Source organism: Cohnella silvisoli (assembly GCF_021190915.1).
Lineage (GTDB): Bacteria > Bacillota > Bacilli > Paenibacillales > Paenibacillaceae > Cohnella > Cohnella silvisoli.
In genome coordinates, this window is record NZ_JAIOAP010000013.1 from 98,700 (window position 1) to 117,174 (window position 18,475).

Consider the following 18,475-nt stretch of genomic DNA (forward strand, 5'->3'; position numbering starts at 1 on the left):
GGAGTTGTGAAAGTTAACGGATGCGCATCGATCTGAAAACAAATTGGGAGCTGACGGGTTCATACCCGGGGTTCTGGGAATTCGGGCGGAGTATGGAAGTTAACGTCGAATTGAAAGGCATCGTACCCTGGATTCCCGCGGAAGTGCCGGGAAGCGTGCACTGGGATTTGCACCGGGCGGATTACTTGCCGGACCCGTATTTCGGCGCTAATGCTCCGTCCTGCGAATGGGTGAACGAGCGGGATTGGCTATACAGAACCACGTTTGCGGCGGATGCGTCATGGAGCGGCAAGCGAATCCGCCTTATTGTGGAAGGCGTCGATTATTCGGCGAAAGTGCTGTTAAACGGTCTGACAATCGGCAGTCATACGGGCATGTTTACCCCCGGCGTCTTTGACCTGTCGGGCACACTGCTTATCGGGGAACAAAATACGCTCGTCATCGCTTTGGAACGGTCGCCTGAAGGCGTGGCTCAACTCGGGTATACGAATCGCGTAGATCATCTTAAAAGCCGGTTTGGCTACAAGTGGGACTTCTGCCCCCGGCTCGTTCATATCGGATTATGGAAAAAAGTCAGCCTGCAGGTTGCGGAGTGGTGCGTATTCGATCATGTCGGCATCGAAACGCATCAGGCTGATCATGGTTCCGGCCTGCTATTGGTGAACGCAGTTGTCGAGAGCGAACGGGCTGGCAAAATCCGGCTGACGGCCAATGTGACCGATCCGGACGGTCTGAACGCAGGATCCGAATGTTTCGAAGGCGAGGTCGTTCCGGGACTGCAGAAGATCCGGCTGCGGATACCGGTTAAGGATGTTCGGCTCTGGTGGCCGAACGGTTATGGCGAACAGCCGCTGTACCGGATTGCGCTGCAGTTGGAGACGGTTGAACCGGCCGGGGACTTTGTCCTCTCGGATACATACGGCGTCCGCACGGGGTTCCGTACGTTATCGTTCCATGCGAATCCCGGGGCTCATCCGGATGCATTAGCCTATACGGTCGCCGTGAACGGAGAGCATTTATATGTGAAGGGATGGAACTGGGTTCCCGTTGATCAACTGTACGGAAGAAATCGAGAAGAGTCGCTCAAGCATCTCATTGCTCTGGCGAAGCGGGCCAACGTCAATATGCTGCGCGTGTGGGGAGGCGGACTGATCGAGCAGCAATTGTTTTACGAGTTGTGCGACGAAGCCGGCATTCTCGTTTGGCAGGAAATGATGCAGTCCAGCTCCGGGTTCAATAATGAACCTTCTATTTCTCCCGCTTTTCTCCATAACCTCACGCAGACGATGCTGAATGTCATACGGGAGAAGCGCCATCATCCGTCGTTGGCAATCTGGTGCGGAGGCAACGAATTGACGGAAGGCGGCCACTTGGACGGCCGGATGCTGCCGTTGACCGACCGACAGCCGAACCTGCGACTTCTGCGGGACCTAGTTTCCGATCTTGACGATACGCGGCTGTTCTTGCCGACTTCTCCTTCCGGACCTACCTTCTTTCTGGACGGGAAGGATGCCGGCAAAGGAATATTATACGATGTGCACGGTCCTTGGAAGTATGCGGGAGTAACCGAACATTACCGGCTTTACAATAGCAGCGACGCGCTTCTTCACAGCGAATACGGCGGGGACGGTTTTGCTTCGCCGGAAAGCTTAAGCCGCTTTCTTCCGCCGGAACGGTTGAAGCTTGAACAGTCCGGATCGATCGATTGGCTGCTGCATGGTTACGAATATTGGAATATGGACGATCAACTTCGAAGCTTGTTCGGCGATTCATTCGATACGCTGGAACGTATGGCCGAAGCGGCGCAATGGCTTCAAGCGGAAGGAATTCGGTACGCAGTCGAAGCGAATCGGCGAAGGGCTCCCCATTGCAGCGGAAGTTTGCTGTGGCAATTCAATGAACCGTATCCGAACGTGTCCTGCACAAGCGCGGTCGATTATTACGGCGATCCGAAGCTGGCATACAGCTGGGTGGCGAAAGCAAACCGCAATTTGCATGCTTCTCTGCAATATGAGGGAATTTCTTATTTGCTGGGTGAGTATTTCCGAGCGTCGGCGTATCTGACGCGGGATAGTGTCAAAGTGGACTCTGTCCTATTGGAATGGAAGGCAAGGAATGCGACGGGCGACCAGATAGGGGAAGGCTCGTTCGTCCTGAAGGAAGTCCGGGTTCCGACGATCTTGGCCGGTGAAATCGAATTTGCGGTTCCTGCGGGAGGAGATGCTTTTTTCGTGATGCTGAAAGTCGTGGATCCGACTACTCGGCAGGCTTTGGCGGACAACGAATACGCGTTTGCGGTCAGAAGGGATGACGTAAGGCCGCCGCTCCAATCCTTCCTTCTTATCCCGCAAACGGCGCTCGACTGGAATCTGGAAGAAGTTGGCGGAGGAACAAGGATTAACGTAACAAACACGGGAAAAACAACCGCGCTGTGGGTGAGGGTGCGGGCGGTTGAACTCGACGCCCGCTTAGGACCTCCGCCTAATCGGCCGCTGGAGGACGGTTTTCTAGTGTTTCCGAGCGAGACGGTGTCGCGGCATATTGAAGGCGTTTTGCCACAGGAGCGAAGTTGGCTCGTTACCGCCCTGAACAGTTGAATGTAAAAGGAGGAATTATTAATTTATGAAACCTATACTTATTTCCTGTCTGCTCGTCGTTTTATTCGTCTTTACTCTTCCCGTATACGCAGGTGCGGCTCCCACAGGGAACGGGAGCGTCGTTCGCACTACGTTTCAAACGGGAGTCAGCGGCTCGAATGAAGCATCGCACGTGCTGGCCGATTCCGTTATGGTATATGTCGGGGGAGCGCCGAATACGATCAGACCAGCCATTGCATCGTGGACAAACAAGGGCTATCAGGTAGATGTGATGATGGCCTTGAATCGGGACATGAAATATTACGTGCTCGGCAATTTTGACGGACAGACGCATTATGACGAAATTCAGTCGGATAAAGACGGAAACCGGTTCACGCATCCGACCGATGTGAACGTGCCTTATATGGTGCCGACCGAAAACTGGAACGATTACGTGTACGAGTTGTCCCGCATCAGCATTGAAGCGGGCGCTAAGCGCATCGTATTCGAGGAGCCCGACGTATTTATCAAATCGGGGTATTCCGAAGCATTTAAGAGAGAGTGGCTGGCTTATTACGGGGCACCTTGGGTTGCGCCGAACTCTTCTAAAGATGCGGAATATAAGGCGCAAAAACTGAATGTATATTTATGTTACCGCGCGATTAAAGAAGTGTCGGAAGAAATCAAACAAAATTACCCCGATGTGGAAGTGGTGATCGCGTCTCATACGGGGATCAGTTACCTTATGTATGGCATTACGACATCCAATTACGACTATTACAACATTCCGACGATCGACGGGGTTATCGCCCAAGTATGGAGCGACACTGCCCTAGTCCCTGTTCCCTATGCGGGCACAACCGAAAGACGGGTCTTTGAATCCGCTTACATCGATTACTCGTCTTTTGCCAATTTGCAGGTAGGGAACGATGGCAAACAACTGTATGCGCTGGCCGATCCGAAAGCCGATTCACCGGGGTATGGGTGGTCGGAGTATGAAGAATTTTACAAAACAACTATCGCTGCGCAGTTGCTGCAACCCCAATTCAAACAATTCGAGGTGGTTCCGTGGTCGGAACGCGGATTCTCGCAGGCGCCGGGTTCATACAAAACGGTGCAAACGAACGTGTTCCGCGCTTTGCAGGACATGTACGACAAATCGGCGAGCGTTCAAGCGGGTACGCCGGGAATAGGCGTGCTGTATTCGGATACGATTTCGCAAATGGCCTCGTCGGGCGACGTTAGTTCATTCTATGGGCCAACGGTTCCGTTGGTGGCTAAAGGGATTCCGATCAAGGTGATCCCGGCGGAGAATTTAACCAAAACCGGCGCGCTAGCCGACTTAAAGGTGCTGTTCGTCAGCTATGACGTATGGAAAGCGATTGATGGTAATGGCGTTCAGCAAACGGGCGCTAAAGTGAACCAAGCGATCCGCGATTGGGTAATTCAGGGCGGCGTGCTCATTTATACGGGCGGATCGGGCGCCAGCGACAGCTTATCCGAATGGTGGCAAGATCAGAACATGCCATCGCCAAAGCAGGATTTGTGGACGAAGCTGGGTCTGGCTGTAACTAATGAACAAACGTCTACCGGGGACGCTAACGTGGAGCTGCATGCCGCAATAAGCGGAAGCGGCGTATTCGGCGGCCGCGATGCGATTGCTATTCCCAAGAGATTCACCGTCACATCGGCCGATATCGGCGTTGGAGCCGTTCCGTTATATACGGCAAACGGCAAGACGGTCGCTTACGAGCAGCAGATCGGCGGCGGAAAAGCGATCGTGATGGGCGTCACGCCCGCCTACTTCGCATCAAGCCCGACCGCTTCCCAGCTTGTTCGGGACATCGCCAAATATGCGGTGGAACAGGCCGGGGAGACTTACACGGAAACGAATGTGATGAAAGCGGTACGCGGCCCGTATACGGTCATTCAAACGTTGGAGCAGCCGGAGCAAATTCAACTTCAGGGATCTTATATCGATCTGTTCGATGACCGGCTGCCCGTAGTCGGCGGCATGACGGAAATGCTGGCGGAATCGAGCGCGCTGCTGCTCGACATTTCCGGTAAAGCCGAGATTAAACCGGAAATATTGTTTGCCAGCGGCAATTTGACAGACGTTAGCGAGACGGTGAATGAAACCGGCTATACGCTCGCCGGCACCCCGAACTCGCGGGCCAGCGCAAGAATCGGAGCGCCTGTCGGAGTGTATCCGCAGTCGGTAATGGCGACGGATGCCAACGGAAATCCGGCAACCGTTTCCTGGGAATGGGAGAACGGGTCGCATACTCTGCTAATCCGGCACGATCACCAGAAGCGGGGCGTCACTATCGGCGTGCAATGGTCGAATACGCCTGTTGCCGATTCGGTTCCGGTCGATTTCACGGACAAAATGGTTAAAACGAACAATAACAATTTGGATGCGGCATACCTGGTGACCAACACTGGCGGGGCGATTCCCGATTTTCGGTATACGGATACGACGGCTGAACTCGTTTACCGATTTGATTTGAATCAATATGCGAAAGCGCGGGTTTCGCTTGAAGTGGCGAACAATTATATCATCAGCGTATCGCCGGACAATCAGAACTGGACGGAGCTGTTCCGCGCCGATACCAGCGGCGGTATTATCACGGATGCCCGAAATAAAGGCATGAAGACGATAGACTTGGCCCAGTATGACAACGGAAGCGGCGAAGTGTACGTCAAGATGGAGAATGCCGATAAAACCAAGGGCAACGGACCGGTTATGTACGGTTTCAATCTTAGTTATGAGCAGCGCATCGCGCCGTTTATCGTGCGTTCGAATCTATCACTTGATATTGAGCCGGGTCAAACGAAATCGCTGCAGCTTGCCATCACGAACCGAGATCCGGAAACCCGAACTGTGGCCATGAACGTATCGCACAGCGTATACGATGTCTTTTCCTTCAAGACGGGAACGACCGGCGAAACCCAATATCTGTCTGAGAACAGCGGATCAGCATTGACCGGAGACGGAAGCCGATATGCCGATTGGTCGAATTACTTTGTGTATAAGCTACCGGTACCGCAAGGTACCGCCGGACCTGTCGCAAAATTGACGCTGGCCAATCGCTTCGAGGTTTCCCTGTCCGGGGACGGGACGAATTGGACGGTTGTCGATGCCGAAAGTCAGCCGGTTGAAGGCCAGTCCAACCAGGGCGAGCGCGGGTATTCGCTTGACGATTACGTCAACGCCGGCGGTTACGTGTACGTTAAAATCGGAAACAGCCAAAAAAATGGCGGTTGGGGCGGCATGCTTCAGAAGCTGGTGCTGTCCGCGCAAGGCGAAGGTGAATTGACCGTCGCGTTTCCTGACAACAACATTGAACTGCTCCCGCATCAAACGCGGTTGATCAGTGTCAATGTAACCGCCGACGCCGACATTTCATCGGCTGCGCCAAACCAACTGATCCGTTTCTCCTCTGGAGAGGCGGGAACCGATTATATACTGCCTGTTAAAATCAACTTTATTAAACCGGAGTACAGGTCCGCATGGGCTGCTGCGTCTATTTCAATCGACGGACAGGTTGGGGAGAACGAGTGGAGCGACGCGCAGGAAATTCAGGTTAGCGCCACAACGCCGGACGTTCTGCGATACGGCAAGGTTTGGGGCGATCCGGGTAATTTAAAGGATAGTTACCGGCTTAAATGGGATGATGAAAACCTATACGTGCTTGAGCAACGGAAGGACAATGCATTCAAGTTTACGGAAACGGGCGCGAATATGTTTCTGTCGACCGCATCGATGCTCTTCCTCGATATCGATCATAACAAAAAAGGATCGACATATCTTTCCGGCGACTATGCCGTATTCTTTACGCCGAGCGGTCCCGATTCCCAGCCTCATGTTTTTTTACGTAAAGGTGACGATGCAGGCGCAGAGGGGTACGCATTGACGACCGCGGTTATTCAATCTACCGTCGATATGGCAACCCATAAATATACGGTAGAACTGGCCATCCCGTGGAGCGCGCTGCAAACTATTCCATTCACGCCCATGAACGGCGCGAAGGTCGGCATGACGGTTGCGGCTACCCGCAATGCCGGACCTGGAGTTTGGGGACAAATCATGTGGGTCGGAGATAGCGACAATCAGGCTAGATGGGCCGATATGCAGTTCGTAGGCAAGATCGATCAGACAGCGCCTATTACCGAAGCTACATTGAATCCAGCAACGCCTAACGGCAGGAATGGATGGTACAAATCTAATGTAACGGTAAGCTTATCTGCATCAGATAACTTATCAGGCGTGATGAAAACAGAATACCGTATTAATAGCGGGCCATGGATAACCTACAACGGTTCGATTCCTTCCTTTGGGGATGGAATTTATCAAGTAGATTATCGGAGTACAGACAAAGCAGGGAATATAGAACCGACCAAGACGATTGAATTTAAAATTGATAAGACGGCTCCTGAACTAACCGTTCAATTAGACAAAACGTCTCTATGGCCGGCAAATCATAAAATGGTGGAAATAAATGCAACGCTAAATTCAAGCGATGCTGCGTCAGGAGTTGCGTCCGTGGTTTTAACTTCCATAACGAGCAACGAACTAGAAAGCGACCCAAGCGACATTCAAGCGAATTTAGGTACAGCGGCCACTTCATTTAGCGTACGCGCGAAAAGGTTAGGCAACGGATCGGGACGAATCTACACGGTCACGTACACGATAACCGACAAAGCAGGTAATGAATCAACGTCGGTAAGTACAGTTAACGTACCCCATAACCAATAAATTTTTGTTAAAAATGTCATGTGGAGCTTAGGTAGAGCGGGGAGCTAAGCGAATAGATAGGGCATAGGGCATTCTCGACAATTGTCGAGAATGCCCTATCTAATTAACGAACCATCTCCCGGAAGGCTTCATCCGCGGCCGTCAGCGTCTCATCGATATCGGCGTCGGTATGCGCGATGGTCAGAAACCAGGCTTCGTATTTAGAAGGCGCAAGGTACACTCCCCGATCGAGCATAAGCCGGAAAAAGCGGGCAAACCGCTCCCCGTCCGCTTCCTGTGCTTCCTCGTAATTCGTAACCGGATGCGCGCAGAAATGAGTCGAGAAAGCGCCGACGATTCGGTTGATCGTGAGCGGAATACGATGACGTGACGCCGATTCCAGCAAACCGTCCGCGAGCCTCGCAGCCAATCGCTCCATCCGCTCGTAGACACCGGGCTCCCTTAGAACCTCAAGGCAGGCGAGGCCTGCTAATACGGAAGCGGGGTTACCCGCCATCGTACCCGCTTGATAGGCCGGACCGAGCGGGGCGACCATAGCCATCAAGTCGGCTCGACCGCCATACGCGCCGATGGGCAAACCTCCGCCGATGATTTTGCCTAAGGCGGTCAAGTCGGGTCGAATCGCTTCCTGATCGGGAAACGCGGAGAAAGTTTGGCTCGAACCGTAATGGAACCGGAATGCGCTAATCACCTCGTCGTAGATGACGAGAGCTCCCGCATTTCTCGCCATTTTGCACAAGCCTTCAAGAAAGCCGGGTTTCGGCATTACCATGCCGAAGTTGCCCACGATCGGCTCGACCATAACCGCAGCGATCTGGTCTCCCCACCGCTCCAATGCGACCCGCAATCCCTCAAGCTCGTTGAACGGTACCGTGATAACTTCGCTCGCGATGCTGGGGGGGATGCCCGCGCTATCCGGAATGCCAAGCGTAGAAGGGCCGGAACCGGCCGCTACTAAAACCAAATCGGCGTGTCCGTGATAACAGCCGGCGAATTTGATGATTTTGTTGCGTCCGGTGAAAGCCCGGGCTACCCGAATCGTCGTCATCACGGCTTCCGTGCCCGAGTTGACGAACCGCACCTTATCCATCGAAGGAATGGCCGTTTTCAGTACTTTTGCCAACTTGATCTCATGTTCTGTAGGAGCTCCATAAAGAGTGCCGTTTTGCGCAGCCTGAACAATGGCTTCTGTAACCTTCGGATGGGCATGTCCGGTTATAATAGGTCCGAATGCCGCCAAATAGTCGATATACCGATTGTCGTCTACATCCCAGAAATACGCGCCTTGCCCTCTTTTTATGAAAACGGGAGCGCCTCCGCCAACCGCCTTGAATGAGCGGGATGGGCTGTTAACCCCGCCCACGATATGTTGCTGCGCTTCGTCGTACAACTTAGCCGATCCGTCCCTTTGCATATTCGAATGCCCCTCTGCCGTTTATCTATTTTTTGCCGCTGTCGGCACTCGAAGGTGAAGGGCTCGGACTTGCCAAGGTGTCGTCCTTGTTTAAGACTTCCTGTACGTATCCTTTGAGCGCATCTAAACTCCGGATGCCCAGCACGGCAGATCCATCGACCTTCTCGTCCGTGACCATTTCCATTGGAGGAATTTGAGCGGAGCCGGCTTGGTGGGATTTGTAACCCAAACTCGCAAGCTTCAGCATATCTCCGGCCGACATGTTCGTCTCCATGTATGGAGTGACTTCGCCTAATATATCCGGCAGTCGGACTAAGTTCCAGCCCGATTTCAGCTTCGCCGCTATCGCTTTCAGGAAATCGCGCTGGCGTTCGGTACGGGTAAAGTCGGACAGCTTATCGTGACGGAACCGAACGTATTGCAACGCCTTATCGCCGTCGAGGTGCTGCTGGCCTTTTTTCAAATCAATATCGTACACATGACCGTCCGCAGCATCGGAGTATTTCATGTTCTTTTCCACGTAGAAATCGACTCCGCCGATCGCATCCACCAATTTAATGAATCCTTGGAAATCGACGTATACATAATACTGAATGTTGAGCCCCGTTAAGTTACCGATGGTCTTCATTGCCAGCTCGGGGCCGCCGAGGGTAATAGCCGCGTTCACGCGATTGGATTTGAAGCCGGGAATATCCACATGAGTGTCGCGCAAAACGGAAAAAAGGTGTATTTTCTTCGTAACGGGATCGAAAGAAACGACGAGCATGGAGTCGGAACGGGCAACTTCGCCTTTCCTGAGGCCTCTCTCGTCACCGCCCATCAGCAGCACGTTTACGCGCTCCGAGCCTTCCCATTCCGGGGGTTTGACCTCGGGCTTCTCCTCGAACTTGCTGAATCGAGATTCTTCTTTCGACTTGTGGATGCTTTCGAGTTGGTGATAAGTGCCGTAGACTTTCCAACCCACGAAGCACAAAAAAATGATTAACAAGCTTAGGACGCTAAATAGCGTGTATTTCCACTTTTTGCGCATCTATGTATGTCCTCTCGTTCTACTGTATGATAAAATTATAAAGTTTCGGCTATAGAATAAGCAAGTTAGGCGAAAAGAACATTTACTGAACACGACTTGTACACAGGAGGTTCATATGTTAGCGATAGACGTACATCAATTGCGCAAGGAATTCAAAGTGCAGAAAAACCGCGAAGGCCTCAAAGGGGCGCTGAAGGATTTATTCAAGCGGGAGCACACCGAAGTTGCTGCGGTTAAGGATATTAGCTTTCAAATTCCCCAGGGCGAAATTTGCGGTTACATCGGGGAGAACGGCGCCGGCAAGTCGACGACGATCAAGATGCTTACGGGCATTCTTGTACCTACATCCGGCAAGCTGGTCGTGAACGGCTATATTCCTTACAAGGATCGCGAGAAGTTCGTGCAAGGAATCGGAGTCGTGTTCGGCCAACGCAGTCAATTGTGGTGGGACATCGGCGTTATCGAGTCGTTTCGGCTGCTCCGCAAAGTGTATCGGGTAAGCGATGAGGATTTCCGGCGCAGGCTTGATGAGCTAGTGGAGACTCTGCAACTGCAGGAGCTGCTCAACCGTCCCGTCCGCAAGCTTAGCCTAGGTCAACGGATGCGTTGCGAGCTCGTTGCTGCGCTGCTGCACAATCCGTCGATTCTGTTCTTGGACGAGCCGACAATCGGCCTCGATATCGTCGTGAAGATGGAAATTCGCGAATTTCTCAAGAGGCTTAACCGGGAACAGGGCACGACAATATTGCTTACGACGCATGATCTTCAAGATATCGAAGCGCTTTGCTCCCGCGTTATTATGCTGGATGATGGAAGTATCATCTACGACGGCGGGTTGGAGGAGCTCAAGACCAGATGGGGCAAAGGCCGCGAGGTTCAGTTCCAATTTACCGATCCGGTGTCGCTGGACGATGTGACCTTTATGACTAGCGGGCTTGATGTCCGTTGGTCTCTTGAGAACGAAGTGACGGCAAAGGTGTGGATTCCGCGCGAGATGAACGTGTCGGAGGTGCTTTCCAAGGTAGTCGGTCTTAAGGACATCAGCGATATCAAAATTTTCGAGACGAACACCGACGAGATCGTCCGCGAAATATACCAGTCGGGCAGCGCGGATGCGCCGAGAGATTTATCTGCTTTGTCATCGAATGAAGCCGAAGCCGGCGAGAAGGAACCGATCAAGGCAGGAACGGGAGCGGGGGAGTCATGACGAGCGCCTATTTGGATTTCGTCCGCATTCGGTTTCTTCAAATGCTTGCCTATCGGGTCAATTATTACAGCGGTATCGTAATTTATGCGATCAATATTGGCGCTTATTACTTTCTGTGGAAAGCCATATACGGAAGTGCCGAGACGCTTCAAGGCTTCACCGTTATCCAAATGTCCACCTATGTGGCCGTTTCTTGGATGGCTAGAGCTTTCTACTTCAATAATTTAGACCGTGAAATCTCGGGTGAGATCGTAGACGGCAGCGTGTCTATCCAGATTATTCGCCCCTATTCGTATTTGCTCGTGAAAATGATGCAAGGTTTCGGAGAAGGTTTGTTCCGATTGCTGCTATTCATGGTGCCGGGCATGGTCATCGTTTCGTTTATTTTTCCGATCGTGCTTCCTACCGACCCGATGCAGTGGATCGTGTTTTTCATCATGATCTGGTTCAGCTTTCTCATTAACTCGCAGCTCAATATTTTAACCGGGTTGGGCGCGTTTTTCTTAGAAAATAATCAAGGCCTCATGATGATGAAAAGGATAACGGTGGATTTGCTCTCCGGAGTCGTCGTGCCGATCGTATTTTTCCCCGGGTGGGCGATATCGGTGATGAAGTGGCTGCCTTTCCAAGCAATCACTTACTTGCCAGGGTCCGTATTCACGGGTCGGATTCACGGTGACGCTATATGGAATGCCTTGTTGGTGCAGGTGATCTGGACGGTCGTGTTAATCGTTCCGATTATGTTAGTATGGCGTTCGGCGCGTCGTCGTCTGTTCGTGCAGGGAGGATGATTAGATGAACCGTTTATCGTTTATGCTGGGCTTGTACCGGGATTATTTCGCCAATTATTTGAAAACCAAGTTAACCTACCGAGCGGACTTCTGGATTGAGGTTCTGTCCGATCTGATGTTTAACGGCTTGAACCTTGTGTTCATCTTCATCGTGTTCCTGCATACGCCTACGCTTGGGACTTGGAGCGAGTCGGAGGTCGTGTTCGTTTACGGCTACTTTATGATCGCATCCGGGTTGTTCTCGACTTTTTTCAGCGCGTGGAATTTTAGCGAGCGATACATTGTCAAGGGGGAGATGGACCGTATATTGACGCGTCCGGCGCATTCTCTGTCCCAAGTGTTGCTGGAAAATATGGACCCGCCAGCGATTGTGGGTTCAATCGTCGGCTTAGTCATTATGATCACTTCATGGTCGACGCTCGGCTTGCCGTTCCATTGGTACGATCCATTCGTACTGATCATCATGGTGCTCGGCTCCTGCTTCATCTATATGGGCATCTATACGGCGCTGTCGGCGATTTCCTTCTACTCGGATGCGCCGACGGGCATCGGTCCCCTTATCTACAACATCCAAAACTATGGCAGATATCCGGTCGAGATTTACAATAAGACGATCCGGTTTCTGCTAACATGGCTGCTGCCGTTCGCGTTCGTAGGCGTATATCCGGCCTCTTTCTTCCTAGGACGGCTGGACGATTGGTGGTTGGCCTGGTTAACCCCGGTCGTCGGCATAGTAGTGCTGTCGCTCGGCTTATGGTTCTGGAACTACGGCGTCCGCCGCTATCGCGGGGCGGGTAGTTGATTGTTCTCGGGCCGGTCACTCTCATTGCTGCAGTTCAAGTTCATCGTCCGGTCCTCTCACGTCTATCTCAGTCGCCCCGCGTCGCCCTCCACGGGCGCGCGCGGCGTGACGTTGCATGACGGCGGGTCGACCACATGCGGGCGCCGATTAGCGGCAATCTCTGCCGCTAATCGGAGGAAGGTTGTCCGGTTTTCCCTGTTAACGGCAAGGATTGCCGCTAAATCATTGGATTGGTCTGCTCAATGCGGTGTTCTAATGGGATTAGCGGCATTTTTTGCCTCTATACGCGAAAGTTTGCCCAAAAGAGCGAACTTAGCAGCATATTTTGCCGTTATCCTAACCGAGGAACAAAGAGCGAGCACGATAGGTTGCACGAAAAGTTCTAGCACGCAAATGTCCATCGACAATCTCCAGGAAATCAAGCACGACCAGCTCATGTAACAAATCTCTGGCGCTTCGATTGCTGATCCCCAACTGAACGCATACTTCCAGCGGAGTAAAGGGCCGCTGCAGCCGTAGGGCTAGACGCATGATTTCTCGTTGCTTCAGAGAGAGCGAAGGCGTGCTCCCTTGCTGAATTCCGCCGTATAATCTGCCCATCACCTGAAGAATGAACTGCTGGCATTGGCGGGGGCGCTCTTTAATGGCGTCTAGCGAGAAGCGGTATATTTGCCAGCCGTCCAACATGAGGTGGTTTTGCCGATCCCTCTCATAATCGAAGCCGCGCCGGTTGATATTCTTGGCATACGAGCTAAAATCGTCCACCTCCCAATCGATCAGATGGGGAGGTCTGATATAAGCATGATCAAGATAATATGAACTATTCCGGGAATTAGGCACTTCATGCTCGGCATGAAGAAAATCCAGATTGCCGAATACTGGCCACCATAGTTCCTGTAAGAATAGCTTCTCCGAATGTCCGTGATCTTCATCTAACTTGCGCAAGGATTCGCCTTTCCGTAACTTCCGTTGCTGCGCTAACCATTGTTCATAATGCTGCTCAAACATATACTCTCACTCCTCCATAGCGACTTAAAGCAACAAAAAACCGCGACTTCCCCATCGGGAAATCGCGGTGTGCTTCACTCGCGCAAATTGTATTATATTATGCCTATAACATAAGGCATAAAGCTAGTTTGTCACGCTGATTCTTATTAACCTCGGAACTCCGCATCTGAATTAGAATGGGGACGGCGAAGCCGTTTTACTTGGGTGAACCCCTTGGCCTATGTTAAGCTTGTAGAATACATAGTTCCAAAGGAGAGATTTCCTTGTCCATCGTCCAAATCGGACAACCCGTTCCGGATTTCGAGCTGCCCGCCTCGAACGGGAAAACGATCCGTCTTAGCGACTATCGCGGCCGCAAGGTCGTCCTTTATTTTTACCCGAACGATTTAACGCCAGCCTGCACGCAGCAATCCTGCGATTTTCGCGACGCTAACGAAACGTTCGGAGAATCCAACGCCATTATTCTCGGCATCAGCGCGAATGACCTGAAATCCCACAACCAATTCATCGAGAAGTACCAACTGCCTTTTCTGCTTCTGGCAGATATAGAACATCGGGTTTGCGATCTATTCGGCGTTTGGCAGGAGAAAAAGCTGTACGGGCACACATTCATGGGCATCGTTCGTTCTACCTTCCTAATCGACGAAAAAGGCATACTTCTGCAGGAATGGCGAAACATCAAGGTGAAGGGTCATGTCGATAAGGTTAGGCAAGCGCTGCGCTCTCGTTAACTGATTTGCAAGAAGTCTCCAAGTCCGCTGTTGAAGCGGGAGTGGAGGCTTTTATTTAAATTGTCTACCCAGTAGTACAAAGAATATGCTAAGATGCAACATACAGGAGATGATCTGATGAATTCGAATTCCAAGGTTTCCTTCCAAACGCTTAATCGTACGAAGCTTGTGGACGATGTCGTTATTCAGCTGCAGAAAACGATCTCAAGCGGCGAGCTGCAATATGGCGAGAAAATTCCGACGGAACCGGAGCTCATGCAGCAGTTTGGCGTGGGCCGCTCCACGATTCGCGAAGCAGTCCGCGTGCTTGTTCATGCAGGGCTATTGGAGAAAAAACAGGGCTTTGGGACTTTCTTATCCGCGAATTCCGTCATTCAGGAGCCCCTCGAGCATAGGCTTAGAAGAGCTGAAATCGTAGAAGTTTACGAAGTGCGGAAAATGCTGGAGCTGGAAATTTCAAGGCTGGCGGCACAGCGCCGTGACGACCAGGATCTAGAGCAAATGCGCCGTCATCTTGACCAGCGCTCCGCAGCCATAAACAAGGGTGACACGAACGGCTATCTTAATGCAGACATTGAGTTCCACATCGCCGTAGCCGCAGCCAGCAAAAACCATGTCGTCATCGACCTCTTCCGCACATTCTCGTCCGTTTTGCGCGATGCGCTTGACAAGTTGGTCAAAGATCAAGAAGTGCACGATCCCCACACCCAGTACCACGAGAAATTGTATGAGGCTATCAAGGACAAAGACGTAGCGGCGGCCGAGCATTGGACGCTTCTGAACTTGGATGGCATGGTTGAGGAGCTAAAAAAACGCCTGAAGTAACAAAACCGGCAACAACCGGTTAGCAACAATCGATTTTTTATATTCATAAACATCAGATGATAAGATGAAAGGATGTTCACCATGAGCACATCAGCTTCAACAAACGCGCAAATGACCACGGTATATTCCATATTATTTTCCATCAGTCTCGTCCATTTGTTGAATGATTCCATCCAGTCGGTCATCCCCGCGATATTCCCGATTCTCCAAGAGTCGATGCAGCTAACATTCGCGCAGATCGGGTGGATCGCTTTCACGCTAAACTTAACCGCATCGTTGCTGCAGCCGCTTATCGGCCTGTACACGGATTCGAAGCCTAAACCATTTTTGCTCCCCGCGGGAGTTGTTTTTTCCTTAATGGGAATGGTTGTGTTGGCTTTTGCGGACAGCTATGCGTTTATTATCCTATCGGTCGTTCTCATCGGACTCGGTTCTGCCGTGCTCCATCCGGAGGCATCGCGGGTGGCTTATATGGCGGCCGGTGCCCGAAGAGGGCTGGCGCAATCGATCTTTCAAACCGGCGGGAATATTGGCCAAGCCTTGGCTCCTATTTTTACCGCGCTCATATTCGTGCCTTACGGCCAGTTCGGGATCATCTGGTTTACGATCGCAGCCGGCGCAGCGTTTGTCGTTCAGATTTTCGTCGCCAAGTGGTACAGGAGCTATGTGAGCCGTCAAGCGGTGATCAAGAGGAAAGTCGTTGCGAAAAAGCCATTGCCCAAAAAGACGATCGTTTACGCGATGACTATCCTCATAATGCTGTTGTTCTCTAAGTTTGTTTATATGGCCAGCATGACGGGGTTTTTCTCGTTTTATTTAATTAAGTACCATCAAATATCAACGGAATATGCGCAAGTATTTATATTTGCATTGCTTGCCGCCGGAGCGGTGGGTACGTTTATGGGCGGTCCGCTGGCCGATCGGTTCGGCAGAAGAAACATGATTTGGTTCTCGATTCTGGGGACGGCGCCGTTCTCGCTGCTGCTTCCGTTCGCCAACTTGTTCTGGTCCGTCATTCTATGTATTTGCATTGGCTTTATTCTGTTGTCCGGATTTTCGGTCATTGTCGTTTACGCTCAGGAGTTGTTGCCCGGCAAGGTCGGCACGGTATCCGGCTTGTTCTTTGGACTAGCTTTTGGACTAGGAGGAATTGGTTCGGCCGTACTCGGAATGCTGGCGGATGCGACGAGCATTACTTTCGTCATTCGTTTATGCGCGTTCCTGCCGCTAATCGGGCTGCTGGCCGCCTTCCTGCCAACCGATCGTAAATTGAATATCGTATCCTGATTTGGAAAATAGCCCCGGTCTCGCACCGCACTCTCGCCTTGACGCTGTCGAAGCCGCAAAGCTATAATAGCTTCAATTGATTTAGGGAGGCTCGGTTAACACAGTGATTAATAATGCGCATGAAATGATCGTCGTGCTAGACTTCGGCGGGCAGTATAACCAGTTGATCGCGCGTCGCATTCGCGACCTTGGAGTTTACAGCGAATTGCTTCCTTATAACACGACGGCGGACAAGCTGCGGGAGCTTAACCCTAAAGGCATCGTCTTCTCGGGAGGGCCGGCAAGCGTATATGCGGAAGGTGCTCCCCATGTTGATCCGGCCGTGTACGACTTGGGAATTCCGATCTTTGGAATCTGCTACGGCATGCAGCTGATCACGCACCAGCAAGGCGGCAAAGTCGAGCCTGCTCATAAGCGCGAATACGGTAAGTCGGACGTCGACTTCGTATCCGGAAGCTCGCTCGTTCAAGGGTTAGATTCCCGCCAAACGGTATGGATGAGCCACGGAGACCACGTAACGGAGCTGCCTGCCGGATTCCGCGTAGACGCAAGCACGGATCACGCGCCGGTTGCCGCGATGAGCGATCCCGACAGGAAGTTTTTCGCCGTTCAGTTCCATCCGGAAGTTCGCCATTCCGTATATGGCAATGAAATGATTCGCAACTTCCTTTTTGGCGTATGCGGGTGCAAAGGCGATTGGACGATGGGATCGTTTATCGAGGACATGGTGCAAGAAATTCGCAATGAGGTTGGCGATAAAAAGGTGCTTTGCGCATTGTCCGGCGGAGTTGATTCCTCTGTTGTCGCCATACTGATTCACAAAGCGATCGGGGATCAATTAACGTGTATGTTCATCGATCACGGCTTGCTGCGCAAAGATGAAGCGGAAAGCGTTATGGAAACGTTCGTAGGCAAATTCGATATGAACGTTGTCAAAATCGACGCAAGCGAGCGGTTCCTGGGCAATCTGCGCGGCGTGGATGATCCAGAGCAAAAACGTAAAATTATCGGAAACGAGTTTATTCGGGTGTTCGAGGAAGAGTCCGCGAAGTTCGACGACTTTACTTTCTTGGCGCAAGGCACACTCTATACCGACATCGTGGAAAGCGGCACGGCTACGGCGCAAACGATCAAGTCGCATCATAACGTAGGCGGTTTGCCTAAGGACATGAAGTTTAAGCTGATCGAGCCCCTCAAGACTTTGTTCAAAGACGAAGTGCGCAAAGTAGGCGCGGAATGCGGACTTCCCGAAGCGATCGTCATGCGTCAGCCGTTCCCGGGTCCGGGACTTGCCATTCGCGTACTTGGCGAAGTGACGGAAGAGAAGCTGACCATCGTCCGCGAGTCCGATGCGATTCTTCGCGACGAAATTGCCAAAGCGGGCCTTGACCGCGAAATCTGGCAATATTTTACTGCGCTGCCTAACATGAAGAGCGTTGGCGTAATGGGCGACGGACGTACTTACTCCCACACCGTAGGTATCCGGGCCGTAACCTCGATCGATGGAATGACCGCCGACTGGGCTAGAATTCCGTTCGATGTGTTGGAGAAGATCTCCAATCGAATCGTCAATGAAGTCCAGAACGTCAACCGTATTGTATACGATATTACGTCCAAGCCTCCCGCAACGATCGAGTGGGAGTAACAATTTCATTTTCGACATTTTTCGACAAAAATAAAACGTTAAGCCTCGGACTTCAGGGTTCGGGGCTTTTTGCTGCCGATTATTGCACTAATTATCCGACAATTCCGAACGTTCTAACTAGTAAAACGCTTGCAATATTCGTAAATTTTCGTTGACAGCTAAGGCCTTACGACCTAGAATGAGATTGGACAAACAACTGAATAAATTCTTTTCGTATAATCCCGGGAATCGGCCCGGGAGTCTCTACGAGGTCACCGCAAATGATCTGTCTACGGAAAGGGAAATTGATGCTAGGGAATACGCGAGTTCCGCGAGTCTCCGTTAGCATGAATTTTCCCGGTTGTGCGGAACCTAGAGGAGTCTTCTTCTGGGTTTTTTGTATGTTCAGTCTTGGTTTTCC

The 18,475-nt window shown here is 51.7% G+C and carries 12 protein-coding genes and 1 riboswitch; of the genes, 9 read left to right on the top strand and 3 right to left on the bottom strand.

From position 1 onward, the window contains the following. The first annotated feature begins 20 nt into the window (after window positions 1-20). Complete coding sequence (locus K7P76_RS22490) at window positions 21-2,597, top strand: glycoside hydrolase family 2 protein (RefSeq protein WP_232187567.1); 2,577 nt, start codon at window positions 21-23, stop codon at window positions 2,595-2,597. Between the two features lie 25 nt (window positions 2,598-2,622). Continuing rightward, entirely contained in the window at window positions 2,623-7,335 is a 4,713-nt protein-coding gene (locus tag K7P76_RS22495) for an OmpL47-type beta-barrel domain-containing protein (RefSeq protein WP_232187568.1), read from the top strand. Between the two features lie 103 nt (window positions 7,336-7,438). Here K7P76_RS22495 and K7P76_RS22500 read toward each other — a convergent pair whose 3' ends face one another. Together K7P76_RS22500 and K7P76_RS22505 are read right to left on the bottom strand one after the other, a co-directional pair. Beyond that, window positions 7,439-8,749 carry a glutamate-1-semialdehyde 2,1-aminomutase gene (locus tag K7P76_RS22500; RefSeq protein ID WP_232187569.1) on the bottom strand — a complete coding sequence of 437 codons (1,311 nt, stop codon included), beginning with the start codon at window positions 8,747-8,749 and terminating at the stop codon, window positions 7,439-7,441. Window positions 8,750-8,774: 25 nt separating this feature from the next. Continuing rightward, window positions 8,775-9,779, bottom strand: a complete 1,005-nt coding sequence (locus tag K7P76_RS22505; RefSeq protein ID WP_232187570.1) for an LCP family protein — start codon at window positions 9,777-9,779, stop codon at window positions 8,775-8,777. Window positions 9,780-9,894: 115 nt separating this feature from the next. Here K7P76_RS22505 and K7P76_RS22510 point away from each other — a divergent pair, with 115 nt between their 5' ends. Genes K7P76_RS22510 through K7P76_RS22520 form a run of 3 tightly spaced genes read left to right on the top strand, consistent with a single transcriptional unit; the run spans window position 9,895 to window position 12,579 of the window. Further along, complete coding sequence (locus tag K7P76_RS22510; protein ID WP_232187571.1) at window positions 9,895-10,986, top strand: ABC transporter ATP-binding protein; 1,092 nt, start codon at window positions 9,895-9,897, stop codon at window positions 10,984-10,986. Beyond that, window positions 10,983-11,777 carry an ABC transporter permease gene (locus tag K7P76_RS22515; RefSeq protein WP_232187572.1) on the top strand — a complete coding sequence of 265 codons (795 nt, stop codon included), beginning with the start codon at window positions 10,983-10,985 and terminating at the stop codon, window positions 11,775-11,777. The genes K7P76_RS22510 and K7P76_RS22515 overlap by 4 nt, the downstream gene beginning before the upstream one ends. 4 nt (window positions 11,778-11,781) lie before the next feature. Further along, on the top strand, window positions 11,782-12,579 hold the full coding sequence (locus tag K7P76_RS22520) for an ABC transporter permease (RefSeq protein ID WP_232187573.1): 798 nt from the start codon (window positions 11,782-11,784) through the stop codon (window positions 12,577-12,579). A 336-nt stretch (window positions 12,580-12,915) separates the two neighbouring features. On the opposite strand, the gene K7P76_RS22525 is transcribed toward K7P76_RS22520, so the two are convergent. Next, window positions 12,916-13,587, bottom strand: a complete 672-nt coding sequence (locus K7P76_RS22525) for a DNA-binding response regulator (RefSeq protein ID WP_232187574.1) — start codon at window positions 13,585-13,587, stop codon at window positions 12,916-12,918. A gap of 263 nt (window positions 13,588-13,850) precedes the next feature. On the opposite strand from K7P76_RS22525, the gene bcp reads away from it, so the two are divergent. The 4 genes from bcp (at window position 13,851) to guaA (ending at window position 18,075) form a co-directional block, all read left to right on the top strand. After that, on the top strand, window positions 13,851-14,318 hold the full coding sequence (gene bcp / locus K7P76_RS22530; RefSeq protein WP_232187575.1) for a thioredoxin-dependent thiol peroxidase: 468 nt from the start codon (window positions 13,851-13,853) through the stop codon (window positions 14,316-14,318). Window positions 14,319-14,435: 117 nt separating this feature from the next. Continuing rightward, on the top strand, window positions 14,436-15,143 hold the full coding sequence (locus K7P76_RS22535; protein ID WP_232187576.1) for a FadR/GntR family transcriptional regulator: 708 nt from the start codon (window positions 14,436-14,438) through the stop codon (window positions 15,141-15,143). Window positions 15,144-15,224: 81 nt separating this feature from the next. Next, window positions 15,225-16,430 (top strand): MFS transporter, encoded by a 1,206-nt coding sequence (locus K7P76_RS22540; RefSeq protein WP_232187577.1) that lies wholly within the window; start codon window positions 15,225-15,227, stop codon window positions 16,428-16,430. 124 nt (window positions 16,431-16,554) lie between these two features. Further along, window positions 16,555-18,075 (top strand): glutamine-hydrolyzing GMP synthase, encoded by a 1,521-nt coding sequence (guaA, locus tag K7P76_RS22545; RefSeq protein WP_255678726.1) that lies wholly within the window; start codon window positions 16,555-16,557, stop codon window positions 18,073-18,075. Window positions 18,076-18,266: 191 nt separating this feature from the next. Beyond that, a riboswitch (purine riboswitch) is annotated at window positions 18,267-18,367 on the top strand. The last annotated feature ends 108 nt before the right edge of the window (window positions 18,368-18,475 follow it).